Genomic DNA, 26,217 nt, shown 5'->3' on the forward strand with positions numbered 1-26,217 from the left:
TTCAGAGACGTGAGATGGAAGTGAAGTGTCAAGCATCGGTGATGAGAAGGACTGACGATAGGGATTAATGCAACGTTTTATATAAGGAGGTTCTAATGTTGAAAGCTATATTTCGTAAATCGATTAGCGTGCTAATGGCAGCAGTGTTGCTGGTCACCCTGTTTCCTGCATTAGCCAAACAAGTGGAAGCGGCAGCTCCGAACTATTTTATACCGGATAATCAACAAATCGCTAACAAGGCCAATCCTACCGAGGTGAGCAGGGAAAATTCTTATGTAGCGGATACCAACAGGATGACCATTGCCGGGACTTACAAGTACGTCTCTTCCGATTCAATTACGGTTAGAGTAGATCAGTTGATCAATCAATCGGGCAAATGGGATCCGGATCCCCAGAGATATTTTACGGCGGCAGCTAATCCGCTGTCGGATAACCGGTTTGAAATTCGTAACCTGGAACTCTTCTCCGGATTCAATAAAGTGACGATTACAGGAAAACAGGGGAATATAGAACGATCCGATACATTCTATATCGTCTATGACGATGCCCCGTATTTGCAATCTATGAAGGTGAGATCCGATAACAGCTCGGCCGTCGATCTGAACGAAGGGGCCGCTGTCGTGATGGAGAAACCATCAGGAGTAGATTCCACTTATGAGATGCAAGTATATATCGATGGTAAAGCAAACAACGTCAAATCGATTCTGGTCAATGGCAGGAGCGCGAACGTCCTCGAAGACGGAACCTTCTTCGTTCCTCCTGTTAAATTGAACCCGGGCAAAAATGAATTGGATTTCGAGCTAGAGAATCAATCGAATAAAGTGTCGGTTAAACGGACGATCTACTATTACGATCCCGATCAGCCCTACTATAAGCTGGACATTAACCACGCGGGGGACGGAATTCAATCCTTGTTATCCGGCAAGCCGGTGTTGACCGATGGTTCTACGGATCAGGCCGTTATAGAAGCGGGATTAATTCTTCCGTATTCTAATGTGGCGTTTGATATCAATAATGTGACGGTAACTGTAAACGATCCTAATAATCCTGGGAATAACCCGGTTCAAAATTATTTGGATCAAATCGTGTCGATCACGGATGTTCCTGCCAATGATGGAAGCATCAAGTATAGATTAGTGGAGTTTAAAACGAAGCCATATAAGATTACAACAACGGGATTGCCAACTACCGGAGATCAAGCGGTTGCCGTGCAATTGGAGTATGACGAGATCGATACTACGGTTACCCGTTATTTCAGCTATTTGGCCAATCAAAGGCTTATTAAAGATATATACCTTGTTGAATATGATAGCGCAGCGAACAAATACGTGAAGAAAAGCAAGCTGGATAACAGCGAGGTGCAAAACTCTACTTTCTATATTCAAGTTGAGGCGGACAAGGATATTGCTTCAGGAGCTGTGCTGAATGCCTCGCTCTTACCGCTGGGAACTCTGAGAGTAGAGCATGTAAGGCAAATTGATAATAAAACTAATATTTACAAGGTAACCGATTTTCCAACCGGACAGCAACAGATCCGATTCAGCTATGCCGGAACAGCAGCACCTTATCAGGTTATGGTAAACTATGTGTCCAAAAACTTCATCTATGTAGAAAACTACTATGATGGTCAAACCATCACGCTGGATTCCAGACAAAGCAATAAAACTTTGGATAAACCGAAAGTGAAGCTGATCGGCTTTGACGCCAATGCAGTCATTAAATTCGAATATTCGGTAAACGGAATTACCCCTTCCGGTTTTAACTACAACGGAAATTTAGAGTTTGATTTGGACCCTTTAGTTGTCGGGAACTCCCCCGGACAATTGAACTACGGGGAGAACAGGCTGGTTCTCCGGGCGATTTATACCGACGATAAAGAAATCATCCGTGAGGTAACCAAAGAGATCCGGTTGTACATTGTAGACACGAATGTATCCACTATCGAAAGATTCGAGCCTGTCATTATCCCGAGTGACGGCAGGGCGGCTTTATCCAATGGAAATGATTACAACGATCTGAATAGAATATTTATCGATTCTCCTGATATCCTGTACAAGAACGATAGATTTTCGACCAGTCTCAAAAAGGTGGATATTGTCTTCAAGGCTGGAGGGGCCAATCAGGTGAAGCTTCTTCATGGAGGTGAAGTACTCGCGGAATTTAAAACGACTAACGATGGGGATCCTGATCCGTACAATGACAGACCTAAAGGGAACAGCGTTCTGGATTTGAATCTGAAGCAAGGATACGACTATGATTACTATGGGAATCCGAAGAACTTTATTTTCCGCTTGCAAAATTTTGATATGAGCGAGACGGGAAGTTATGCTTTCACGCTGGAGTTGAAAAATAATGTGGGAGCCACTAGCGTGCAGCGAATCGAAATCGTGCGCGAGTTAGCCAGCTTCCGTGTCCTGGCACCTCAGCCTACGGTAGGAGACCGGATTGTCGTTAATAAAAACTTCGTTCATTTTGATATTGAGGCGGAAGGAGCTACCGAAGTTCTTATTAATGGAGAACGTGCGGAGAAACGCTCCGATTACGGCGATCGCTTCATTCTGGACTATGTGGGGCTGAAGCCTCAAAAAGACAACGCCATTAAAATTGTTATTGATCGCCCAGCAGGAAAAATTAACTCAACCGTTAACGTGTATTACGCCTACAGTAATCAAATAGGCGCTCAATACAAAGAGCAAATTTCGAGAAAGCACAGCATGTTTGAGAAAAACTTGGAGCTGACCTTCCCGAAAGGAACGATTTTGAGAAAAGCGTACCCGGGACTCAATAATAATGTGGAGCAATTCTACGAGGATACCAAGCTGTTGTTTGGTATAGCTGATCCGAGCGATGGTGTAGTGGAAAGAATGAATGATTACGGAAATATTATCAACTATGATCCCGATCAGGGCTCCGATAATAAGGACGGCAATGGGCATAAGATCGTTCCGATCGAACCTCGGCTCTCCAGATTGTTCACCAGTATGATGAACCGGGATCACTTCACGCCGATATCGGATATTTATTGGATATCCGGAGGAGTTGGGGAAGCAGGCCGTCAAGGAACGACTTCTTACAAACCTGCTACTAACGGACTCAATCCGTACTCGTTGGAAGGAACATTTACTTTGTTCGAACCGGCGCGCAAGCTTGTGCCTACCAAGCGGGGAGAGCTTACCATTAAGTATAACGATTCAGTTGTCGATAACGCGGGAACGAACGTTACGGTTTTCTTCTTTAATGATAAGGGCCAGTGGGTTAATCTGGGTGGGGAAGTAGACCCGAAGAAAAATACGATTACCGTACCTTTTGATGATTTTGGCTATTACATGGTTGCCAAATTGAGATATGGATTCAATGATATCACTAATCATCCGTGGGCACGTAATGTTCTGCAGGCTTTATACTCCAAAGGAGTTATGCCGAATCTGCGGACAGAGGATTTCGGGGTGGATGACTATACTACCCGTGGGGAGTTTGCCGCGTTGCTGGTTAAATCCTTAAATATTCCGTTGAATTATGACGGAGTCCCGACCTTCGTTGACGTCAATCCGGGCGACCAGGCCATTACCTGGAGCTATGAATACTTGGAAACGGCAGCGAGAGCTGGTATTATTGATGGACTGGCGAACAGATACTTTGCACCGACGCAGCGTCTGAAGAGAGAACAGGCGGCAGCTATGATTGCGCGAGCTCTGGAGCTGAAGATGTCCATCAATGATGAGAAATTGCTGGCTTCGTTAGAAAAAAGCTTCAAGGATGCGGGGGACATTACCTACTACGCTCGCACAGCCGTAGAGGCGGTTAATAGGCAAGGCATCATGGTAGGGGAGCAAAATCCGCTGGCCGAAGGTGAGAAGAAGCCAACGTATAGCTTCCATCCCAAGTCCGACTTGACGAGGGCGGAAGCAGGTCAAATTGCAGTTCGTCTTCTGCAAAAATCGACAAAGATGTTTCCTAAAAACTTAAATTAGGGTATGATGTTGGTAAGAGCCTGTCTAGTTGCAGGACAGGCTCTTAACTATGGTAATTATTTCAGAATGACGGAAGTCCAATAAGATTGTATACTTAGATTTGCCAAGCCAGAATGCTGGGATACATAAGTAAGCGATCGAAAATGACGTCGAATAAAGTTTAAACAACTTTTTTTCTTCTGAGCGCAACTTTTTCAACTGGAATACGTTTAATACATTGAGTAACAACGGAATACAGTGAGAACCCCAGAAATGATTGGATAAATTTCTCAAAATACACTTTACGACAAAGATAGGCCAATGTATAATAGGTAAAGTGGCATTCGAGTCTCTAGTTTTCTATGTTTACTAGTTTCTGTGACATCATGTTACAGACTTTCAATTATAGTAATGATGCTCAACTCTGGAAAGGGGGTGAATCGGCAAATGAGGGAATCGAGCTCCAATTATTGTAATACTCACACTCATGAACCGAAACGATTTCGAGGAGGAGAAAAAAAGGTTATGAAGAAAAGTTTGTCTTTACTCGTAGCAATAGCTATGGTCTTCTCCATGTTTGCTTCAGTCGTATCTGCGGCTGAACCCCAAACATCTTTGGAGAGATACGAAGAACTTAAAGAAAAAGGAATCTTCGAAGGAACTGACGGCGGCGAAGCTGCCCTGGACGAGAACACCACTCGTGCACAATTCTCTAAAATCATCACTTTGCTTGCTGGTCTGTCCGAGGACGCAGCTGCTGCTAACGTCTACAGTGATCTTGACGGTGCAGGTTGGGCTGCTGGATACATCGGAGCTGTAACTAAAGCTAAATACATGGATGGTACTTGGGATGGTGTGTTTTCTCCTTCCGGTGAAGTAACTATCGAGCAATTGGCTGCAGTTATGGCGCGTATCCTTGGATTGGCTAAGTCTAATGATGCTGTAGAAGGTAAAACTTCTGATAGCTGGGATGCTGCAGGCTATGTAGCTGCGGCTATCAAAGAAGGTCTGATCGCTGAAACAACTGATTACACAGTAGCAGCTACTCGTGCTCAACTCGTTGACGCTGCATACCCTGTTTACTACAAAGTAAACGTACCTGCTGAGCTTTCCATCACTGATGCTAAAGCTGTAGGTGCTAAGAAAGTTGAAGTTTCTTTCAACAAATCTGTTGAAGATACTAGCAAAATCAAACTGACTTTGAACAGAGGAACAGGTACTACTGCAGTAACTCTGGCTGACAAAGATGGTCTGGTATGGAATGATAGCAAATCTAAAGCTACTTTCAACACAAGCGTTGCCATGACAGAAGGTACTTACAACGTTAAGTTGGATCGTGCCGCCGCAGATAATGGCGTAGAAATTGGTACAGATTCTAAAGAGCTGAAAGTTGAAAAAGAAACAATCAAATCCATCAAGTTCAAGTCTACTAGCGATATCATTCCTCAAGCTAAAAGAGTGAATATCGATTTTGAGGCGCTGAACCAGTATAACGAACCAGCTAGCTTCCCGGCTTCCCGTCTTACCGTTCATGGCGGTAATAACAATGTTGCCGTAACAGCTGCTAACGATATGCAAAGACTGACAGTTAATACTTTAGATGCAGTTCAAAATGGATACTTGGTAAGAGGCGGTTACTTGCCGATTACGATTATCGCTGAGAATGGTGCTGTTAGTGCTAACAAATCCTTCCAAATTGGCGATATCCAAACTGTAGGTAAAATTACTTTGAAAGAACTCGTTCTGACATCTAAGAAAGAGCGTCTGGATGCTGGAGACTTTGCTTACATCACTTATGATGCATTCGATCAATACGGTCATCCGGTTACAGACTTGGCAACTCTGGAGCAATATGCTCTTCTGAGCCACCTTCCTGGCGGAACTCTTGAAGAGTTGAAATTTGTTGACGACGAAACAGGGGATAACATTCCTGAAATTAAGTTGAAAGCTTCTAACCTGTACAATTACAACTCTGATGTTACGGTAAGTGCTATTGCTGCAGGTACTGGTGCAAGCTCGCAATTGAAGCTTGAAGTTGCTTCCTCTAAGACTCCTTACGAAGTTAGCTTTGGAAGTTTCAATGAAACAGTAGCATTCGGTGATTCTGAGAAATACATTCCGCTTATCGTAAAAGATCAATACGGACAAACTTTGTCTGCTCAAGATGTTGTTGAAGCTTTCGATAAGAAGGAAATCTTCGCATTCTCTAATGCAGGTTTAGCTGAAGTTGATGTTGTGAGAAAAGCTGGTTCCAACAAAGGAAATCTTTACATTAAAGCTGCGGCAGACGGACGTCCTGGATCCATTAACATCAGCGTACGTGTTCCTAGAACGAACAAAGAGGCTAACATTAATGTAAGCATTCAAGAAAAGCGCTATGTAAATGACGTCTATGTATCTTCTGCAATGAAAGATAAATTGCTTCCTTCTGCAGATAGCAGCTTGAAGTTGAAATTTAAAGACCAATACGGCGATGTAATTGATTTCGATCAACAAACTAACTTGGATCTTTCTAAGTACAAAGTAGTTACAGAGTTTAGCCCAGTGACTGGATCTAACGAAGTAACTAATACAACTGGCAATGCTAACACTCAATTTGTAGGTGCTGGAATTAAAGACATCAACGACACTAACATTACTTTCAAAAATAACGGTAGTGGCGAAGGTACTTACAGATTCACAGCCAGATTGTTGGGTGAGAATGATTCTGTAGTTAGAACAAGAACTGTAAACTTCGAAACGATTAAAGCAAGTGATATCAACAAATTGACTTTCGAAATTGAAGCTTTCGACAACGGTATTTTCGCTGTTGAGAAATTCAAAGGTGAGAATTCTTCTGTAACTGAAGATACTTACAAAGCTTACCAAAGAGAAATTAAAATTGTTGCTAAAGATTCTTCTGGTAAAACAATCGCTGTTCCATCTGATGCTATTAAAGACGCTAAGTCTTCTAACACAGATGTAGCACGAATCGTTATCGATGGCGACAAGTATAAGCTTAGCGGTAAGAAGAACGGTACTGTAAATGTCAACGTTGTACTGAATGTTTCAGGAAATGATTACACTGCTGATCTGAGAGATATTAAGGTCGACGAAGCAGCTCCAGTAGCTCAATCCATCAGTGCAAAACATGATGGTAAGCAAAGAACTCTTGGCAAAGCTGGAACTGTTGAAATCTGGGATGATGGTATCCTTGGTGAAATTAAAGTTAAAGACCAATATGGTGTTGAGCTGAAAAATGCTCAATTGTGGCAAGGCGGATACCTGGGTGTAACTGTCGCAATTAGTAACGCCCAAGGTGGTACTGTTAAGAATAATTACGACGGTACGATAGATGTTCCAAATTCGGTTACTTCCTTCACAGTTACTGTGAGAACTGCTAATGGATTGACTAAATCTGTTGACGTTAGCAGATAATGCTTCATCAAAGAACCCCTTCGGGGGTTCTTTTTTTTGCACGAATTTGCTTTAATATAGATAGCTGGAAAATTTATTATTACGACATGAGGTGACTTGATGAAATCGAAATGGACATTAATAGTGGCGCCTGCTCTATTGGGAGTTGGATTATGGCTAGGATCCATTGTAACGACAAGTGCGGATAGTGGTACTGGTCAACAACCTGGGACAGTGGACGATCCGCTTGTAACCAAGAGTTATGTAGATCAGCAAATTAAGGCAATTACAGGTGGCAGTCCGGTCACGGTTGATAATGACATCGAGAAAATTAAGGAAGAAATTTTGAAAGAGCTCAAAGACGGATCAGCAACAACACCAGGAGTCTCACAAGGTATTCAAGTTGTAGAGCTTAATCCTGGTCAGATTCTTTACGCCGCTCCAGGCTCGGAAGTCATCGTCCGTAACGGTAACGCCGTCGCAGTTAGCAGTGATGATAATGGCATCCCGGATGTGACATCAGGTAAAGATTTATCCGCAGGCACCGTGGTGGAATTGAATCATTTATTATTGTTTCCAAGAGAAGGCCGCGGTATACAATCCGACTCGAGCAATAAAGAGGTCATGTTTGTGATGGTTAAAGGGAATCATATGGTGGTCAATGAAGACGGATCCAAGGTAACTCCATAATTTTACCCGTCATGGCATTAAGTTATACGTTTGCTGGCTGGTGGACAAGCCATACTACGGTTACCGGAACGCAAGGAGGTGACTTTAAATGGCAAACAACAACAAAGTCGTGCCAGCGAGCAAACAAGCCTTGGATCAAATGAAGTACGAAATAGCCGCAGAATTAGGTCTTCCTGTAGGGCAGCATTATTATGCTCAGGTTCAGGCAGGGGCCGATTCAGAATTTGCCGCAGAATTAGGAACTCCAATGGCTTTCTCCAATAGCGGAAAAGATTATTGGGGCCATATTGCTACTCGAGATACCGGAGCGGTAGGCGGAACGATTACCAAAAGATTAATCCAAAAAGCGGAAGAAGCTCTTTTTTCTTTATATTAAATAATTCAAATAGTCACTGATTGACACCTTTAGACAAATAAAGTACTATGAATAAATGAGGTTACTCCCAACCGTCTTTCTTCAATGGAGAAGGTTGGTTTTTTGTGTAAGGCATACTTTCGATTAGGGAGGTCGAAGAATTGACGACTTCAAGTAATAGACGTTTATTTACTTCAGAATCGGTGACAGAAGGGCACCCGGATAAAATTTGCGATCAGATCTCCGATGCGGTTTTGGATGCTTTTCTTAAAGAGGACCCCAATGCTCGTGTAGCTTGTGAAGTTTCGGTTGCGACAGGCTTGGTGCTGGTCATTGGTGAGATCTCCAGCCGTGCGGATTACATTGATATTCCTGCCATTGTACGTAATACTATTAAAGAAATTGGCTACACCCGTGCCAAATACGGTTTTGATTACAAAACCTGTGCTGTACTTACATCATTAAACGAACAATCCGCCGATATCGCACAGGGAGTAGACCGTGCCCTCGAAGCGAGAGAGGGACAGATGTCGGACGAGGAGATTGAAGCATTGGGCGCTGGAGATCAGGGGCTTATGTTTGGGTTTGCTGTTAATGAGACTCCAGAGTATATGCCTATGCCTATAGCGCTTGCGCACCGGTTATCCCGGCGGTTATCCGAAGTTAGAAAGAATGGAACACTCGACTACCTGCGTCCAGATGGAAAGACTCAGGTGACGGTTGAGTATGAAGGGGATAAACCAGTTAGAGTGGACACCATTGTTGTTTCTACTCAGCATGCTGAAGAAATTTCGCTGGAGCAAATTCAGAAGGATATTAAAGAGCATGTAATTAGCCCTATTGTTCCTAAAGAGTATTTGGACGATGAAACTAAATATTTTATTAACCCAACCGGACGATTTGTAATCGGGGGCCCTCAAGGGGATGCCGGATTAACCGGCCGCAAAATTATTGTGGATACTTACGGTGGCTATGCTCGTCATGGCGGCGGGGCATTCTCTGGTAAAGACCCGACTAAAGTAGACCGTTCTGCTGCTTATGCGGCTCGTTATGTGGCTAAGAACATTGTAGCTGCGGGATTAGCGGATAAATGCGAAATTCAATTGGCTTATGCCATTGGAGTAGCTCGTCCGGTGTCGATTTCTGTGGATACCTTCGGAACAGGTAAAGTAAGTGAAGATAAGCTGGTGGAATTGATCCGCAAGCATTTTGACCTTCGTTCAGCAGGAATCATTAAGGAGCTTGGCTTAAGACAGCCTCTGTACAAGCAGACCGCTGCTTATGGTCATTTTGGCCGCACAGATCTCGACCTTCCTTGGGAAAGAACGGATAAGGCAGAGGTTCTTAAACAGGAAGCTTTGTAGTAATTTACTTTCCTATTATGCTTATTAGACATGAATTCTTAAATAGTATTTGAAATTCTCCGCCTATCCTAAGATGGGCGGTTTTTTTTGTCGATTAACGTAACTTTTTGCCTTCTAGTAGAGTCTAATATAACAGACAAATAAAGAGAGACTACTAGATTTGGAGGAGAGAAAAGAAATGCAGCAGCAGGAAAGGCGAACAAGGACCAAGAAAAAGCGGTCGTTCAAAAGATGGACTTGGGTGTTGGCGTTTATGCTCGTTCTGCAAACGAGCTCTTTATCCGCAGACGTAGCTTCCGCCAATGGCACGGTAACTTATAAGGGACAAGAAATTATTACGGCAGGGGCCATTCTCAAGAAATATGACTGGGTCTCCACACGCAACAATAAACCGGCGCATGTCAATGTGAACGTCATCGAAATAGCTTTGAATAATCCAATGGTCAAGCTGGACGTGATGACCGGGAAGGGCGGTAAATTTACTACTAAGAACACGGTGAAAAAGATGGCCAGTGAGTCGGGCGCCGTAGCCGGAGTCAATGGGGACTTTTTTAATACGAAAGCGACTTTGGCCCCCATGGGACCGCAAATCTCGAACGGCGAAATCATGGCTACGCCTAACGATTTGCCTGGATTCTATAGCTTTGGCTTAACCAAAGATAACAAACCGATTATCGATATGTTTACATTTACGGGATCCGTCACAGCCGCTAATGGGACTAGCTACCCACTAGGAGGAGTAAATAAAACTTATTACTGGTTTGAGCCTAGCGGCCAGCATAGTATGATTGATAGCATTTTCCTGTATACCAGCTCTTGGGCTAGTTCTGATCGGGCTAATGATGGGGTTACGGTGCCGACCGAAGTGTTAGTTCAAGACGGAATCATTCAAGATATTAAAGTAAATGGAATCTTTGAAATGGCACCGCCGGAAGACGGATACATACTTAGAGCCGCCGGAGCAGGCGCTCAGTTTGTTCAAGATAATCTAAAGATAGGGGATCCGATAGATTCCGCCTACAATGTTGTGCCAAGAGATCCTACCAGAACCTACGATGGCGAAGATTTCCAGATGATGATCGGAGGGCACACTATTCTAGTGGACAACGGAAAGCCGGCCGAATTGTCGAGGAAAGATGCGGATTACACTAGAGCCAGGGCTCGTACTGCCATTGGATACTCACAAGATGAAAAATATGTATATCTTATTAACGTAGAAGATAACACAAACAGTACAGGTATGAGCTTTGCTGAAATGCAGGATGTCATGACCCAAATCGGGATATGGAAAGGAATGAACCTCGACGGAGGAGGTTCCTCCCAAATGGTAGCCCGTCCGCTAGGGGATACTAACGTAGAGTTGGTAGCCGCACCGGAGTCTAACTATCAGCGGGAGATTGTCAATGGACTCGGCGTCTATACTATCGCTCCCAAAGGCGAAGCGTTAGGGTTAACCATTTCAGGCCCTAAGGCACTATTTGTTAATGAATCGGCAGCATACTATGCCGGAGGTTACGATACCTATTACAATCCAATTCCAAGATTGGAGGATTCCGCCGTTTGGAGCAATACTAATGGCATGGGTACTATGGAGGATAATGTCTTCACCCTGACCCAAAGAGGAAAAGCAACCCTCTCCGTTTCTTCCGGACAGGCTACAGCTACCAAGGAAGTGGACGTCGTGGGCCGTAAAGATATCGCAAGCTTGAAAATTCAGTCTTCCAGCGGAGTATTAATGGAGAATGAAGATATTAAATTAGCTGTCATGGCTAAATTAAAAGACGGTACCGAGAGAGTCGTTCCCGCAGAATCATTTGAGTGGGAAATCAAAGGCTTTGAAGGCGATATTCAAGGAGATACGCTTCATGTTAAGAATATTCAGGGGGCAACAGCAGGTCAAATTATTGCCCGTTACGATGAGTTCAGTACCATTCTAAACTTGCCACTAGGCTCCGAGAAGCTGTGGGCTAATTTTGATGACATAAATCCAACAGTAGCTTTCAGCGCAACCGAGGGAGTGACTGGAGAAATTCAGAGAATGCCTGGAATTTTTGGCCTTGCGCCGGATAATTATGCGGTTCAGATGGATTATCAATTCACTTCTCCTACAGGAACGCTAGCCGCATATGCTGATTTTGGCCAGGATGGAATGCTGTTGGAAGGCGAGCCGCAATCCATGAGTGTCAATGTCTGGGGAGACAACAGTAAGAATTGGCTCCGTGCAGAAGTCATCGATGCCGCCGGAACTACCCACCGGGTAGACCTGGCCAAGGAAATCGATTGGGACGGATGGAAAACTGTTACCGGAAACTTCTCCAGCTTGAATATGAGCTATCCGGTTCAGCTTAAGCGAATTTATATCGCGGACATCGAGCAAGGTCGAGCCGATAGAGCCCGAGAAGGAACGGTTGCATTTGACGATATATCTTTCCATTATAAAACTAACGTCTCCAAGCCTAAGCGCAATGTTGTCAATCTGACGATTGATAAACCGGAGATTATCATTAATGGGCAAAGCAGCACGATCGATCAAGCACCGGTGTTGATTAGCGGGAATACGCTTGTGCCTGTCCGTTTTGTAGTAGAGGCTCTCGATGGGGAAGTCGTTCCGTGGAAGGAAGGCGATGAAGAACGCAAGGTGACTTTCTATAAAGACGGTCAGATGGCCGAGTTATGGCTGGATCAGCTGGAATTGAACGTAAATGGTAAGGTCGTTACAGCAGAGGTGCCCCCTCAATTAATTAATGAGCGCACCATGATTCCGCTTCGAATTTTGTCAGAGAATTTTGGCTGGAAGGTTTCTTGGGATCAAGAGACCCAAACCGTAACCTTAGAGTAGTTCTTCGGTTTAGGGCTTGGTCAGGGCAAAAGTCCGCGTGAATCGACAAAAATAAGCCGATAATTTAAAGAATTCAACAAAAAATTATAAAGTTTGTGTTTGGCGTTCTTTATATGATGCGTAAATATGGTAAAATAGTTCCATCGAAGCTCTTCAACTATTCCCGAAATATGTTAGTATGTTATCATTAAGGGAATAGACCTAATTAAAGGGGTACAGGATAGAGTGAAGGTAGATGCCATAGATCGTGTCATAAAGAGCGCCATTCATGTTATGGAGAGCAGCAAATATAAAATTTTCGAAATTAGCGAGAGCGCCCGCAACGAGTTAGAGGCTCTGAATCGAGAACTGCAGCAGGTGATAGAGGAAACGACTTTAACGATTCACCAGGTGGATAAGCTCGAACTGGATTATCGAAGATCAAGAATTCGGCTTACCGAGGTAAGCCGGGATTTTCACCGCTTCACAGAAGAAGACATCCGGATTGCTTACGAAGCGGCTACTCAATTGCAACTGCAGCTAACCATATACAGGGAAAAAGAGTATCATCTCAAAATGCGCAGAGACGATCTTCAAAAGCGAATTCGCAGCGTGGAGCGTCAGGTGGAAAGAGCTGAAACCCTAGTCTCCCAAATGAATGTCGTACTGGAATATTTGTCTGGAGATTTAAACCAGGTTACGCGTATGCTGGAATCGGCGAAGAACCGCCAGATGCTTGGGTTGAAGATCATTATGGCCCAGGAAGAGGAGCGTAAACGTATTGCTCGGGAAATACACGATGGTCTGGCGCAAACGATGGCCCATGTCGTTCTAAGGACGGAAATAGCGGAAAGAATGTTGACTCAGCAATATTTTGATTCCGTTAAGGAAGAACTGAGCGATTTGAAAGGCCAGGTTAGAGACGGACTGGAAGAAGTCCGTAAAATGATATTCAACCTTCGCCCAATGGCTCTGGACGATTTGGGTTTAATCCCTACCCTTCACAAATTTGTACAGGATTTTGAAGAGAAATCGAAAATTAGGACGCGCTTTGAGCTGGCAGGGCGGGAGAAGAGACTTCCGACCGAAATGGAAGTGGCGGTCTACCGTCTGATTCAAGAAGCTTTTTCTAATGTATTAAAGCATGCTAACGCCTCCTTCATTTCTTTAACGATAACCTTCCAGAAGCAGATGGTTCAAATTGTTGTCAAAGATAACGGGAACGGTTTTAACGTGGAGGAAATGGAGTCTAAGATGATGGTGGGCAATAATCATTTTGGTTTGATAGGGATGAAGGAACGAGTCGATCTATTAGAAGGAAGAATCGACATTGATTCCAGCAAAGAAGGCGGTACAAAAATTACAATGCTTATTCCGATTAATCCTGAACATAGGGAGGAATGAAATGGATGGTCATTACCGAAAATCCTAAAAAAACCGTTAAGCTGCTGCTTGCCGACGATCACCAGCTATTTCGTGAAGGCGTCAAACGAATAATCAATATGGAAAGCGATCTCGAAGTTATCGGAGAATGCGGAGACGGGATTCAAGTCATAGAGCTGTGCAACTCTCTAAATCCCGATATTGTTCTTATGGATATTAACATGCCAGTCGAGAACGGGGTAACCGCTACTCAGAGGTTGAAAGAAATCTTTCCCTCCATTAAAGTTATTATTCTATCCATTCACGATGATGAAAGCTATGTTTTTGAGACTCTGCGCAAGGGGGCGTCTGGCTATCTACTAAAGGATATGGAGGCGGAATCGTTAATTAATGCTATCCGCTCCGTTGTTTCCGGACATGCTTATATTCATCCTAAAGTAACCGGAAAGCTGATCAATCAGCTGCGCCGCATGACTTATCTGGAGGAAAGCGGAAGCCCCATCGATGGCTCCGCTGATAAAGAAGCAGGTGTCAAGTATATCCATTCTCCTAACAGTCCGCTGACTCGAAGAGAAGCGGAAGTGCTTCGGCTGATGGCAGAGGGCAAGAGTAATAAAGCAATCGGGGAATTTTTATTCATCAGTGAAAAAACGGTAAAAAACCATGTCAGCAGCATTTTGCAAAAATTGGAAGTGGATGACCGAACCCAGGCAGTGATTATCGCTATCAAAAATGGCTGGGTAACGTTGTAGGAACCCGATTGCTCATGGCGGCATATACTAACCCTACAAGGGAGGTAGCCGCTATGGGGATTGGGTTGCTTTTTATAGGCGGGGTTTACGGAACTATGATTCTAGCTGTTCATTGGCTATGCCGCATGCAACAAAAAAAGGGCTCAGCTAAGATGGTCCGGTTTATTTTCACGACTAAAAATAACGCTAATCAATTAGAATGGTACTTGTATTCCCTGCTGTTTACATCCTGGGTCAGAGGACGGCCCATTAAGATTGCTATATTTGATGACGGTTCGACAGATGAAACCTTGGCCATCGCCCACAGGGCAATAAAGAATAGGGACTGCCTGGAAATCTATGAATCTGTCGAACGGCTGGACGATTATATTCAGACTCATCAAGAAGAGCCGCTTCATATCGTGGCACTAGGGCAAATGGGTACACAACAACAACTAACAGCCTTACGTTGGTAAACGCTTACAGGCAAAAGGAAGGAAGGTATGAAGGTAACTTTATATGGTGCGCAAATCCAGGGAGAGTGGAAATGGAAGTTCTCGCTGGATTTTCAAGTGGATGTTTCTTATTGGTTAGGAGGGCAAGAGCGGCGGGTCGATCGCCTGGTCCGGATATTACCGGAACTATCTGTTGGACAAGCGGTCTGGTTAATAGAGAATATGGCACAAAGCCCGCTAGCTGTTCAACCGCTCGCGTCGGCCAAGGAGGAATTGAAGCGCCGAATACATAAGCTGCCGATCGGCATTACAACGGACTCCATTCAATTGGAGCTAATAGAAAGTGGGAATTATGACGAAATAATTACTAGAGAGACTATCCAGGAAGCGGAGGAGGTAGCCAAGCTCATACAAGGAAGATCCCTGCTGCACGAAGAGCTTCAGCCGATGCTTGGATTTCACAACCTCCTGATGGGAAAGCGGGAGATCCATCGTTCCATTCAACTGGCCTACCTGCAAGGGTGGCTTGAATATGGGAATGGAATGGATCTCGTATACCGCAGGCAGGGCTGGAAACGGGCGCTTGGCTATCGGTGCAGACGCTGCGGAACCGGTGAGAGCCGCATGTTCTGGTCGGAATGCCTCCATTGTGGTCAAGCTTGTCCCTACTGTGAGGAGTGCCTCACCATGGGGAGGGTTCGTTTCTGTTCGCTTCTTGTTCAGGGAACACGAAGAATGGAGGACAGGCCGGAGATTCGTTCAATGGACGAAACCGCTCCTCTCGGAGGAGAGTTGAGAAAGCATCTCCAGGAGCGCTGGAAGCTCAGTCCTGCACAAACCGAAGCTTCCTTGGCTGGCTTGGAATTCCTTGCATCTCACAGCTCGTTCGGAAGACAAGCTAGAAATCACGAGTTGGATCAATTTCTAATCTGGGCTGTGACCGGGGCTGGCAAGACGGAAATGATCTTTCCGCTAATTGAGCATGAGCTTCAGCGAGGTCGCAATGTTCTTGTTGCTACTCCCCGCAAGGATGTTGTGCTCGAATTGATGCCGAGATTGAAGGCTGCTTTTCCAGCCTACTCCATCGTTACTCTGTACGGAGGCAGTCCGCAGAAATGGGAGCAAGGGGACATTACACTCGCAACTACTCACCAGCTCCTTCGTTTTCACGGGTACTTCGATATGGCTATCATCGATGAATTGGATGCCTTTCCTTTTCATAATAATCCCATGCTTCAGTTTGCGGCACGCAAAGTGTTGGCTGAACACGGCAGAACGGTATTTTTGTCTGCAACCCCGCCTTTGCCGATGCAGAAGGCAGCCGCCCGCAAGAAGCTTCCTCACGTGAAGGTACCCGTTCGCTACCACAGACACCCGCTCCCGGTACCCGTCATTATTCGGACCAAACGAATTCAGGATTACATCAAGAAACAAAAGTTGCCTTCGGGCTTATTGAATGAATTGCAGGCCTCCTTACAGAGAGAAGCCCAAATATTTGTCTTCATCTCCAGAATCAAATGGGTCGAACCGATGGTAGAGCTGCTGAGACAACATTTTCCCGATACCGTTATCGAGGGGACCTCTTCCATGGACCCTCTTCGCACGGAGAAAGTGATCCTGTTTCGGGAGAACAAGATTGGCCTTTTGGTAACGACGACTATTCTGGAAAGAGGAGTGACGGTGCCACGTACCGATGTGTTCATTCTGAACGCGGATGCAGAGTTGTTCGACGAGGCTTCATTGGTCCAGATGGCCGGTCGGGCCGGCAGATCGAAGGATGATCCGAACGGCAGGGTGTTCTTTGTAGCGGAGGATAAGACCCGTTCCCAGGCAGGGGCGATTAACCAGATGAAGCTGATGAACCGTTTGGCCCGGAACAAAGGATACCTCGTGAACTCAAAGGAGGAATGAACATGCCCGACTCACCCGCTTTCTCGATTTATAATAAAATTAGAATATGGGCCCGTCAGGCAGGTGAGTGGATGGCGCCTCCGTCTGAGGAATGCGTATACTGTCAAGCCACTATCCGCTCCTGTTCCAATCCGTTAGGGCTTTGTGACTCCTGCTACAGTAAAATCCCCTGGATAACCGAAATCGAATGTGAACAGTGCGGCCGAGCGGAGTCATGCTCGGATTGCGTTCGCCGTAAAGAAACCTATTTTGTAAGAAATCGCAGTGCCGTGAAGTATGATCCGGTTATGAAGGATCTGCTCGCATTGTATAAGTATCGCGGCAATGAGAGATTGCTTTCCGTATTTTCAGCCATGCTGGTTCATGCCTTTAATCTTCACTTGCAGAGGGAATCGCTTCAAGTGGAAGATTTTCAATGCATTACCTATGTACCGGTGAATGAAGAGCGGTTGGAGGAAAGAGGATTTAATCAAGCAGAGTGCTTTGCGTCCGGGCTGGCGGCGAAGCTGGGTCTCCCTCACCGGGGTACTCTCATCCGTACCCGGAACACCCCTAAGCAAAGCTTCAAATCGAGGAAAGAACGATTGTCCGATTTGGAGGATGCCTTTACTCTCCATCCTTCGGTTTATGAGGACCCGATGTTCGCCCCATTCCCAGGGCGGCCCGCACTAAAAATTTTATTGATTGACGATGTTTACACAACAGGCAGTACGTTGAATCAATGCAGCCGCTTATTGAGTTCAAGCTTGAATGCTCGGGTGTACGGGCTGACCTGGGCCAGATGAGCGCTGTCGATCGATAGTTTGATCTCTATACAAAAGTGAAGAAAGCCGATAAACTATATTAAATAGACAAGGAAGGCTCGTTCAAGGATGGGAGGCTATTTAAATTGGGGATGAATGTCGACAATTGCCCTCGCTGCGGTAAAATTTTTGTAAAAAACTACAAGGATGTATGTCCTGCCTGCATCAAGGATATTGAGCAGCAATATGAGGCCTGCTATCATTTTTTGAGAGAAAATCGAAAGGCTAATTTACAAGAGCTCCATGAGGGGACGAAAGTTTCCTATAAACAAATCATAAAATTTATTAAAGAAGGTCGAATTTCGATCTATGACATGCCCAACATGACTTATCCTTGTGAAGTTTGTGGAACCATGATCCGCGAGCATACCATGTGCGATTCTTGCCGTAAACGGCTGGTCAGCGATATTCATCATACGATGTCGGATGACAGACTGGCCCAGGATAAGAATAACGGAGGCTTCAACATTCAAGATCGATTAAAGAACCGTTTGAATTAAATCTAAACAATAGAGTCCTTGATGCCGATAAAAAATGTAATGGTTTTATCGGCTTTTCTTTTACCAGCTTAAATAAACGCATCCGTCCACGGAAGACGGCAAAGCAGGCTATGTTGTAAACGGGGTGAAAAGGATGAAAATAAACGACATACAGCGCATAGGAGCGATCAATCCCTACCAGAGAAATCAACACTCTTATGCTCAGGTGCAAGCGAACAAGAAGGGCAAGCAGAAGGATGAGGTGCAAATTTCGCCGGAAGCGAAGGAGCTTCTAAGCTCCCGGGCAGCATCGTCCCATGCGGAGGTCAATGAATCCCGCGAGAAGAAAATTGAGGATCTCAAACAGGCCGTATCCACCGGAACGTATCATATAGAAGCGGGAAAAATAGCGGAGAAGCTGTATCCCTATATTAAGTAAATCGAGCTGAGAATCATTAAGCAAATGTTCAAAGAGGCAACTTTTCAGCACCGAGAATCTTTTGTGATTAAGTAAAGCTTCGGGAATTGGGTGAATTCTATGGCAATCAAGCAATTAGTGCTCATTCTGAACCGGTTGACGGAAGTCCATGAGGCTTTGTTGGAAACCGGACAAGAGAAGAAGCAAGCGATAATTCAGAACGATGTACCCTTGCTGAACCAACTGACCAGTAAGGAAAACAAGCTGATTAAGCAGATGGGGCAGTTCGAACAGCAGAGGACTCTCGTAACCAATGACTTCCTGCTGTCTAAAGGCTATAAGGCGAGCGATCGGATTACGGTGGCGGAAATTGCCAAGCTGATTTTTAACGCGGAGGAGAAGGGTTCTCTGTTGGAAGCTCAGGAAAAGCTCGTTAACGTGCTGCATGAATTAAAACGGGTGAATGAAATCAACCAAGAGCTGGTCAGACAGTCCTTGGATTTCATCGAATTCTCTATTGACGTTATGTCGGGATCCGAAGAAGAGTGGTCTTACAGACATCCCGATCAATCAGCGCCCAAGTCGCAGAGAGCCGGACTATTTGACACTAGAGCATAAAGGAGTGATAGAGAATGAGATCGACCTTCCATAATTTGGAGACGGTCCGGAGGAGCTTGTTTACCCATCAGACTGCACTGTCCACGACAGGTCATAATGTGGCGAATATTAACACACCGGGCTATTCCAAACAAGTGGTGAACATGAGGACTGCTCTTCCGCTGGAACCGGTAGGGATGCAGCGGACGAACATTCCAGGACAATTGGGGACCGGGGTGGAGTTCGATTCGATTACAAGGGTTAGAAATCAATTTTTGGATGATCAATTTCGTAACGAAGTTAAGCACTATGGAAGCTGGTACATACGTGCGGATGCTTTGAGCAAGCTCGAAGGGATTGTTAACGAACCGTCGGACACCGGATTAAGGACGGTTATCGATAACTTCTGGAAGTCGTGGAACGATCTGGCTAAAGATCCAGAGAATCCGACCGGGCGCAAGCTTGTTAAGGAGTCGGGGATCGCTTTGGCGGATGCCTTCAACTTCGCGAGCAAGCAGCTCAAGGATCTTCGTGACGATTTAACGAGCAGCATTGACGTTCGAGTGACGGAGATTAATTCCTTGGCCGAAGGAATTGCCAGCCTGAACCGTGAAATTCAGCGAATTGAAGGTCTGGGGCATAATGCCAACGATCTGCGGGATGAGAGAGATTTCATGACCGACCAATTGGCTCAGATTGCGAACATCACCGTACAGGATGGGCCGCAAGGATACACCATTGATTTGGCCGGCGCCAATTTGGTACAGGGGAGGAACTTCACCCCGACTACAGCGGCTAATCTGGAGGCCGCTTTTGGAACCGGGGCGCTTAATGGCGGTGAAATTCACGGCATGATCGTCGCCCGTGACCGTCATGTTGCTGATTATTTGAATCAGCTCGATGAATTGGCCAATACAATTGCAAACGGTGAGGTAACGATCACCCTTCCGGAGGGCTCCGTGCTCCCAGATAATACGACCGTATCTCGAGTCATGCCGGATGGCACTGTACAGCCGGTTACTCTGACGGGAGCGGCTAGAGAAATCGGTCCCGGCGGTATGAAGATCGTGGTGAACGGCCTTAACGGCCTGCACAAGCTTGGCTATACATTGGGTGATCCCATACAGCAAGGCGGAGATTTCTTCGGCTCCAAAGATGGAGGACCGATTACAGCGGAAAGCTTCCAGTTGAATCCGGATATTGCCGCCAACCCTGAGAGAATAGCCTCTTCTTTGCGGACCGATTCATCCGGAGGAAGTGAGAAGGTAGTCAAAGGCAATAACACGCTGGCTTTGTTAATGAGCGGTTTGCGGGATGCCTCCTTTCAATTTGGGACGGGAGCCAATGCCTCTTCCGGGACGGTTGACGAGCATTTTCGATCGATTGTGGGGCAGATGGGCGTTCAATCCAAGGAAGCTCAGCGCTATCTGGACAATCAGGTATCCAAGGTGGCTCAAATCGACGGGGGCCGGCAGTCGGTCAGCGGAGTGTCCATCGACGAAGAGATGGGCGACATGATTCGTTTTCAACATGCGTACACTGCGGCCGCCCGGATGATGACCGCATTTGATGAAATGCTGGACAAGGTCATTAACGGTATGGGAGTCGTCGGCAGGTAATCGTCCTAATGATGAAGGAGGGATAGTATGTCTCTAAGAATAACCCAGGGCATGATGCACACTCAGCTCATGCGTGATCTGAATCGGAACCTTGGCCGCATGCAAAAGCTTCAGGAGCAAATGAACTCCGGAATGAAAATCAACCGGCCATCGGACGACCCGGTAGGCATTACTTATGGACTAAGATATAGAAGCGAATTATCAACTAATGATCAGTATCAGAAGAATGTCAGTATGGCTAATTCTTGGTTGGAATTTTCAGATAAGATGCTCACTCAGACCGAAGCTGTTTTTCACCGTTTAAAGGAACTGACCATTAAGGCTTCCACAGGATCAAATCCTCAAGCAGCGCTGGATGCGATTAGAGTAGAAGTGGAAGAACTGCGTGATCAATTAATAGATATAGGAAATAGTAAGTTGAATGGCAAATACGTGTTTAATGGGCAGTTTACAGATGAAGCCCCGTATACCGCTGGCAACGCAGCTGATGACCGGACAGACTCGAGCCGTATTCCGCTAGTGCTTGGAGCCGGAGTAGAAGTTACAATTAATATATCTGGTAACGATATATTTGGGGAACCGGGTACTGATGATAACGCCTTTAAATTAGTGGATGATCTCATTACTGCGCTACAAGACGGCGATTTTGCCGGTATTTCTGCCTCATTGGATAAACAAGAACAGAGAATGGATAAAGTACTCGCCATGCACGCAGAGATCGGAGCCAGAACCAATCGCGTAGAATTAATTGAAAACCGTCTTAAAGATTTAGGATTGAACTTGGAAGCTATGCAATCCAAGGTAGAAGATGCCGATTATGGTGACTTAATTATTAAATCTAAAATTAACGAGAGCATTTATAATGCTTCTCTGTCCGTCGGAGCTAAAATTATTACTCCCAGCTTAGTTGATTTCTTGAGATAGGAAGGAGATAGGTCGCATGATTCCTTTTCCTTCTATTCAGATACGTCAGCAATACGGCAAGATCGGGATTGACGCCGATTTGGGACAGTATACGATTCGACAGCCGAAGGCAACGTTGGAGATTCAAACAACGGCCGCACAATTAGAAATAGAGAGCCCTCCAATGGAATTTGAAGTAGATCAGAACCGGGCCTGGGATGCCATTAATGGAGGAAAATATGAGAGGTTTAATAATCGCATTTATTCTCAAATGCCGGATATTCTGTTGGAAGGCATCGCCTTGATGGTGGAGAAGGGGAATCGAATGGCTGCTATACATGTGAGAACGAATGCTATAGCCGATTCCGCGGAGTCTGCCCAATATAATCATGCCAAGGTTCAATACTTTGGACCGGCATCTTTTGATAATGTGGATGTATACATTACAACGCATAAGCCAATCATCAGGATGATAGAAGGTGGAGTGGATATATACTCCCGTCCTAACCGGCCAGAAATTGAATATGAACGAGGGAAACTTGATATTTACATGCGACAATACGCCCAACTGGAAATCATCCCGCCACAAGTGGATACGAAACGATAGTGCGATATATAATCTAGCTATAGTACATAACTATGGCTTTTTCTTTTTGTACGGCAGATTGATAAACGAGAGGGGATTAGAATGAAAATTACAACAAGTCGTTTTGGAGAATTGGATATTGAAGAGAGCTCTATAATCTATTTTACCCAAGGAATTCCGGGTTTCGAGGAACTGTCTAAATATGTGCTGATTTACCCTGAGGACTCGCAGCCATTTGCTTATCTGCAATCCCTGGAGTGGGGGGAACTGGCCTTCATTGTTACCGATCCTTTTCTGTTTAACCCTCAGTATCAGTTCGAGGTTACAGATCATCAGAAAGAAGAACTGCAGATCAAGAGCAATGAGGATATTAGCGTATGGGTAATTGTGACGGTAACTAACCGACTCCAAGAGGCTACAATGAATTTAATGGCACCGATAATCGTTAATGCTAAGTCAAAGAAGGCTAAACAATTCGTACTTCATAATACTTCATACCAAACAAAGCATCCGTTGCTTCCAACCACGGCAATAGATACAAGGGGGGATAGCGATGCTCGTTCTCACCCGTAAAAAAGGCGAGTCCATTATGATAGGAGATCAGATTGAAATGGTTATTCTGGGAACGGAAGGAGATACGGTTAAAGTGGGCATTGTCGCCTCTAAGGAGATAGAAGTTTACCGAAAAGAAGTATATCAGGCTATTCGCCAGGCTAATACAGAGGCTTCTTCTAACGAAATCGACTTGTCGGAATTGAATCGAATGTGGAATGAAAGAGATAGGAAATAGAAGATAAACATAGAAAACAGATAGATAAATGCCTGGATATGGCGAAAATATTGGAATAATAGGAGAATATGCCTGATTATCGACCTTTATAAATTGGTGAAAATAATACGATATAAAATATAGAGCCTGTTACCGGGGCGGCCGACCTGGTAATCGGGAAACCACAAGGATGTGGGTAAACAACACTTCAAGGAGGAAGTATACAATGATTATCAACCACAATATTACTGCATTGAACACCCATCGCCAAATGGGTATGAACAATCTGAACGCTGGCAAGAACATGGAGAAGCTCTCTTCCGGTCTTCGCATCAACCGTGCGGCTGACGATGCGGCTGGGCTGTCCATCTCCGAGAAAATGAGAGGCCAAATCCGTGGTATGGAGCAAGCTCAACGCAATTCCCAAGACGGAATCTCTCTGATCCAAACCGCCGAAGGTGCCATGAACGAAGTATCCGCTATGCTTACTCGTATGAAAGAGCTTGCAGTTCAGAAGGAAAACGGCACTTACAATACTCAAGATAAGGCTAATATCGATAAAGAGCTGACAAATCTGATTGAAGAAATTGCCAACATTCAAGACAAAACTTCTTTCAACGATATCAAGTTGTTGGATGGCACTCAATCTAGCATTAGTATTCAAATCAACCATGCAGATGGCGATACAATGACTATGACATTGGTTAATTTGGGAACCGAAATGGGATCGATTAGCCTTGAAACGGTTGATGTAAGCGAAGCCACAATTTCCAATATTGATGCGGCTATTGACAATATCAGCGCTGCTCGCGCTCAGCTTGGTGCGTACCAAAACCGTTTGGAGCATACCGTTAATAACTTGGGAACAACTTCCGAGAACTTATCTGCAGCTGAATCCCGGATCCGCGATACGGACATGGCTAAAGAAATGGTCGCTCTGTCGAAGAACAACATTCTTCTGCAAGCTTCCCAAGCTATGCTGGCTCAAGCGAACCAGCAGCCGCAAGGCGTTCTGCAGTTGCTTCGTTAATCCGATTTTCAATTATAGAGACCTTAGTTTTTCTAAGGTCTCTTTTTTCAATCAATAGACGAATGAGGTATAAGAATGAATAGGCCTAGCATATCTTTATGTATGATTGTCAAAGACGAGGAAGATTGTTTGGAGAGATGTTTAAGAAGCGTTCAAGGACATGTGGATGAAATCGTCATAGTAGACACTGGGTCAACAGATAGAACAGTTAATATTGCCGAGTCTTTTAATGCTCGCGTTATTTATCATGAGTGGAAACAGGACTTTGCTTCCGCGAGAAACAAGTCCATAATGTATGCTACTAAAGATTACATTCTGCAATTGGATGCGGATGAATATTTAGATGATCGAACGGATTTCGTAGAGGCACTATCTAGTAAACTTGATTTTTATTATGTAAATATTCGCAATTATAAAACCGACGGATTATCCGTTGCTCATAAAAGCGTCAGGCTTTTCAAAAGAAGACCTGAACTTAAGTATATAGGTAGAATTCACGAACAAATAGATATTAGTGAACCAAATGTTCACGGTGGAACTGCAGAGGTCTTAATTCACCATACGGGTTATATGGCTAACATTTATAAAGAGAAAAAGAAACATAAACGTAACATGGAGATTCTTATCCAAGAGGTTCAACAGAATCGAACTGGATTTAATCTATATAATTTGGGGAATCAATACGCCCAGGAAGGAAGCTATAAGAAAGCCCTTTCTGCGTTTCAAGATGCATTTGGTTTGGGAAAAGATCGTTCGTATATACCTGATTTGCTATCACAAATGGTGATCTGCTTAACGCATTTGAAACGATATGAAGAGGGACTTCGTTTAGCTAAAGATGCCATTGCAGTATATCCGTCACATGCTGATCTTTATGCCGTTCAGGGAAATTTGTATAAGCAGATGGAACATTATGAAGATGCATTAATATGCTACAAACAATTTTTGGAGATAGAAGGAGGTCGACGATCTACTTTTACCCAAAGGGTTGAATCTTTTTTGGTGGAATATTTAATGGCTCAGGTGCACCTAGAGTTAGGGGATGAGGAGGAAGCGTATCAAGCCATCGTCAGGTCCTTGAAGCTAAATAGAAATTACATGTATTCCATGTTGATGTTGGTCCAATGGATGCGATACCGACATAAGACTGGCACGGAGATAATTTCAACGCTAAATTCTATTGCCCCGAATTCAATCGATTATAACACCCTATTTTCTTTGCTATATAGCATCAGACATCCTGATCTATTGCAAGTGATTCAATCGGGTAATTTTAAAGTTGATAATTGCGTGATAGCAGTTGCTTATCAATATGCTGGCCAATATGATGAGGCGCGAAAGCTGTGGCATGACATCGGGGAAGTACGTGAGGATAATGGTAAAGATGTATTACTGCTAGGCATCCTTACCCAGGATTTTCAGTTATTACAGATGTTCAGAGCGATAATCAATCTAAGCGATAAAGAATTCAAAGCCATTAAGGCTATTATGAACAAAGAACCGCTTCAAAGTCTGACTTCATCATCTTCATTGGAGGCTAATTTGTTAGAGCTTGGTCGAGGGTTCATCCTGTTGCAAGAATTTGACTGGTTTGAATACTTATCTACCCAACTGAGCGGAATTTCGGCCAGGTATCGTTATCTCTTTTCCAAACTTATGTATGACTATAATTTCTCGGAACCGGCAGTAGATTTAATTCTTCCAGGCTTGCGTGCTGAGCCCCATAACCCCGATTTGCTGCAATTATTAGGCGATATCTGTATGAAGTGCGGATATTACAAAGACGCTAGGGATTGTTATACCGATCTGGTTAAATTTAAGCCCGACATGGCTTCCTATACCAGGCTGATTCGTTTATTGAAAAATCAAGGCGACAAACATCATATGCATAAATCTAAGCAGGCATTGCAAACGAAGTATCCCTTGTCAAAATGGGCGGCTATGGCGGAATAAACATGGA

General features: G+C 44.6%; 21 protein-coding genes. All 21 read left to right on the plus strand.

All coding sequences use genetic code 11. The annotated features are described in order from the left end of the window. Nucleotides 1–95 precede the first annotated feature (95 nt). The 21 genes from KJS69_RS23690 to KJS69_RS23790 all read left to right on the plus strand — a co-directional run bounded on the left by KJS69_RS23690 (nt 96) and on the right by KJS69_RS23790 (nt 26,210). Nucleotides 96–3,971, plus strand: coding sequence for an S-layer homology domain-containing protein (locus KJS69_RS23690; RefSeq protein WP_213586271.1), 3,876 nt, complete (start codon nt 96–98; stop codon nt 3,969–3,971). Between the two features lie 504 nt (nt 3,972–4,475). Next, nucleotides 4,476–7,367, plus strand: coding sequence for an S-layer homology domain-containing protein (locus tag KJS69_RS23695; protein ID WP_213586272.1), 2,892 nt, complete (start codon nt 4,476–4,478; stop codon nt 7,365–7,367). A gap of 99 nt (nt 7,368–7,466) precedes the next feature. Further along, complete coding sequence (locus tag KJS69_RS23700; protein ID WP_213586273.1) at nt 7,467–8,036, plus strand: hypothetical protein; 570 nt, start codon at nt 7,467–7,469, stop codon at nt 8,034–8,036. Nucleotides 8,037–8,124: 88 nt separating this feature from the next. Beyond that, entirely contained in the window at nt 8,125–8,412 is a 288-nt protein-coding gene (locus tag KJS69_RS23705; RefSeq protein WP_213586274.1) for an alpha/beta-type small acid-soluble spore protein, read from the plus strand. Between the two features lie 140 nt (nt 8,413–8,552). Then, a complete protein-coding gene (gene metK / locus KJS69_RS23710; protein ID WP_213586275.1) occupies nt 8,553–9,755 on the plus strand; it encodes a methionine adenosyltransferase in 1,203 nt (400 codons plus the stop codon). A gap of 178 nt (nt 9,756–9,933) precedes the next feature. Further along, on the plus strand, nt 9,934–12,594 hold the full coding sequence (locus KJS69_RS23715) for a stalk domain-containing protein (RefSeq protein WP_213586276.1): 2,661 nt from the start codon (nt 9,934–9,936) through the stop codon (nt 12,592–12,594). A 225-nt stretch (nt 12,595–12,819) separates the two neighbouring features. Further along, nucleotides 12,820–13,977 (plus strand): sensor histidine kinase, encoded by a 1,158-nt coding sequence (locus KJS69_RS23720; protein ID WP_213586277.1) that lies wholly within the window; start codon nt 12,820–12,822, stop codon nt 13,975–13,977. Nucleotides 13,978–13,982: 5 nt separating this feature from the next. After that, on the plus strand, nt 13,983–14,708 hold the full coding sequence (locus tag KJS69_RS23725) for a response regulator (RefSeq protein ID WP_213586278.1): 726 nt from the start codon (nt 13,983–13,985) through the stop codon (nt 14,706–14,708). A 53-nt stretch (nt 14,709–14,761) separates the two neighbouring features. Continuing rightward, nucleotides 14,762–15,163: a glycosyltransferase family A protein gene (locus KJS69_RS23730; RefSeq protein WP_213586279.1), complete on the plus strand. Its 402-nt coding sequence runs from the start codon at nt 14,762–14,764 to the stop codon at nt 15,161–15,163. Between the two features lie 27 nt (nt 15,164–15,190). Further along, on the plus strand, nt 15,191–17,053 hold the full coding sequence (locus KJS69_RS23735; RefSeq protein ID WP_213586280.1) for an ATP-dependent helicase ComFA: 1,863 nt from the start codon (nt 15,191–15,193) through the stop codon (nt 17,051–17,053). 2 nt (nt 17,054–17,055) lie between these two features. Continuing rightward, nucleotides 17,056–17,838 (plus strand): ComFC family protein, encoded by a 783-nt coding sequence (locus KJS69_RS23740; protein ID WP_213586281.1) that lies wholly within the window; start codon nt 17,056–17,058, stop codon nt 17,836–17,838. Between the two features lie 110 nt (nt 17,839–17,948). Continuing rightward, complete coding sequence (locus KJS69_RS23745) at nt 17,949–18,356, plus strand: TIGR03826 family flagellar region protein (protein WP_213586350.1); 408 nt, start codon at nt 17,949–17,951, stop codon at nt 18,354–18,356. Nucleotides 18,357–18,489: 133 nt separating this feature from the next. After that, nucleotides 18,490–18,774, plus strand: a complete 285-nt coding sequence (flgM, locus tag KJS69_RS23750) for a flagellar biosynthesis anti-sigma factor FlgM (protein ID WP_213586282.1) — start codon at nt 18,490–18,492, stop codon at nt 18,772–18,774. Nucleotides 18,775–18,873: 99 nt separating this feature from the next. Continuing rightward, nucleotides 18,874–19,371, plus strand: coding sequence for a flagellar protein FlgN (locus KJS69_RS23755; RefSeq protein WP_213586283.1), 498 nt, complete (start codon nt 18,874–18,876; stop codon nt 19,369–19,371). Nucleotides 19,372–19,385: 14 nt separating this feature from the next. Next, on the plus strand, nt 19,386–20,969 hold the full coding sequence (gene flgK, locus KJS69_RS23760; RefSeq protein WP_213586284.1) for a flagellar hook-associated protein FlgK: 1,584 nt from the start codon (nt 19,386–19,388) through the stop codon (nt 20,967–20,969). 27 nt (nt 20,970–20,996) lie between these two features. Further along, nucleotides 20,997–21,893: a flagellar hook-associated protein FlgL gene (flgL, locus tag KJS69_RS23765; protein WP_213586285.1), complete on the plus strand. Its 897-nt coding sequence runs from the start codon at nt 20,997–20,999 to the stop codon at nt 21,891–21,893. A 16-nt stretch (nt 21,894–21,909) separates the two neighbouring features. Then, nucleotides 21,910–22,479, plus strand: a complete 570-nt coding sequence (locus KJS69_RS23770) for a DUF6470 family protein (RefSeq protein ID WP_213586286.1) — start codon at nt 21,910–21,912, stop codon at nt 22,477–22,479. An 81-nt stretch (nt 22,480–22,560) separates the two neighbouring features. Then, nucleotides 22,561–23,031 (plus strand): flagellar assembly protein FliW, encoded by a 471-nt coding sequence (gene fliW / locus KJS69_RS23775; protein WP_213586287.1) that lies wholly within the window; start codon nt 22,561–22,563, stop codon nt 23,029–23,031. Next, complete coding sequence (gene csrA / locus KJS69_RS23780; protein WP_213586288.1) at nt 23,012–23,248, plus strand: carbon storage regulator CsrA; 237 nt, start codon at nt 23,012–23,014, stop codon at nt 23,246–23,248. The genes fliW and csrA overlap by 20 nt, the downstream gene beginning before the upstream one ends. A gap of 205 nt (nt 23,249–23,453) precedes the next feature. Beyond that, nucleotides 23,454–24,257, plus strand: coding sequence for a flagellin N-terminal helical domain-containing protein (locus KJS69_RS23785; RefSeq protein WP_213586289.1), 804 nt, complete (start codon nt 23,454–23,456; stop codon nt 24,255–24,257). A gap of 75 nt (nt 24,258–24,332) precedes the next feature. Beyond that, a complete protein-coding gene (locus KJS69_RS23790) occupies nt 24,333–26,210 on the plus strand; it encodes a TPR domain-containing glycosyltransferase (protein WP_213586290.1) in 1,878 nt (625 codons plus the stop codon). The last annotated feature ends 7 nt before the right edge of the window (nt 26,211–26,217 follow it).

It is taken from the genome of Paenibacillus sp. J2TS4 (assembly GCF_018403245.1).
Classification (GTDB): domain Bacteria; phylum Bacillota; class Bacilli; order Paenibacillales; family NBRC-103111; genus Paenibacillus_L.

Excerpts from the sequence above, each read along its gene's own strand:
- KJS69_RS23735 (WP_213586280.1), top strand. The coding sequence starts at position 15,191 with ATGAAGGTAACTTTATATGGTGCGCAAATCCAGGGAGAGTGGAAATGG.
- KJS69_RS23700 (WP_213586273.1), top strand. The coding sequence starts at position 7,467 with ATGAAATCGAAATGGACATTAATAGTGGCGCCTGCTCTATTGGGAGTT.
- KJS69_RS23690 (WP_213586271.1), top strand. The coding sequence starts at position 96 with ATGTTGAAAGCTATATTTCGTAAATCGATTAGCGTGCTAATGGCAGCA.
- fliW (WP_213586287.1), top strand. The coding sequence starts at position 22,561 with ATGAAAATTACAACAAGTCGTTTTGGAGAATTGGATATTGAAGAGAGC.
- csrA (WP_213586288.1), top strand. The coding sequence starts at position 23,012 with ATGCTCGTTCTCACCCGTAAAAAAGGCGAGTCCATTATGATAGGAGAT.
- flgM (WP_213586282.1), top strand. The coding sequence starts at position 18,490 with ATGAAAATAAACGACATACAGCGCATAGGAGCGATCAATCCCTACCAG.
- KJS69_RS23740 (WP_213586281.1), top strand. The coding sequence starts at position 17,056 with ATGCCCGACTCACCCGCTTTCTCGATTTATAATAAAATTAGAATATGG.
- flgK (WP_213586284.1), top strand. The coding sequence starts at position 19,386 with ATGAGATCGACCTTCCATAATTTGGAGACGGTCCGGAGGAGCTTGTTT.
- KJS69_RS23755 (WP_213586283.1), top strand. The coding sequence starts at position 18,874 with ATGGCAATCAAGCAATTAGTGCTCATTCTGAACCGGTTGACGGAAGTC.
- KJS69_RS23695 (WP_213586272.1), top strand. The coding sequence starts at position 4,476 with ATGAAGAAAAGTTTGTCTTTACTCGTAGCAATAGCTATGGTCTTCTCC.
- KJS69_RS23715 (WP_213586276.1), top strand. The coding sequence starts at position 9,934 with ATGCAGCAGCAGGAAAGGCGAACAAGGACCAAGAAAAAGCGGTCGTTC.
- KJS69_RS23745 (WP_213586350.1), top strand. The coding sequence starts at position 17,949 with ATGAATGTCGACAATTGCCCTCGCTGCGGTAAAATTTTTGTAAAAAAC.
- KJS69_RS23730 (WP_213586279.1), top strand. The coding sequence starts at position 14,762 with ATGGGGATTGGGTTGCTTTTTATAGGCGGGGTTTACGGAACTATGATT.
- KJS69_RS23790 (WP_213586290.1), top strand. The coding sequence starts at position 24,333 with ATGAATAGGCCTAGCATATCTTTATGTATGATTGTCAAAGACGAGGAA.
- KJS69_RS23770 (WP_213586286.1), top strand. The coding sequence starts at position 21,910 with ATGATTCCTTTTCCTTCTATTCAGATACGTCAGCAATACGGCAAGATC.
- KJS69_RS23725 (WP_213586278.1), top strand. The coding sequence starts at position 13,983 with ATGGTCATTACCGAAAATCCTAAAAAAACCGTTAAGCTGCTGCTTGCC.
- KJS69_RS23705 (WP_213586274.1), top strand. The coding sequence starts at position 8,125 with ATGGCAAACAACAACAAAGTCGTGCCAGCGAGCAAACAAGCCTTGGAT.
- flgL (WP_213586285.1), top strand. The coding sequence starts at position 20,997 with ATGTCTCTAAGAATAACCCAGGGCATGATGCACACTCAGCTCATGCGT.
- KJS69_RS23785 (WP_213586289.1), top strand. The coding sequence starts at position 23,454 with ATGATTATCAACCACAATATTACTGCATTGAACACCCATCGCCAAATG.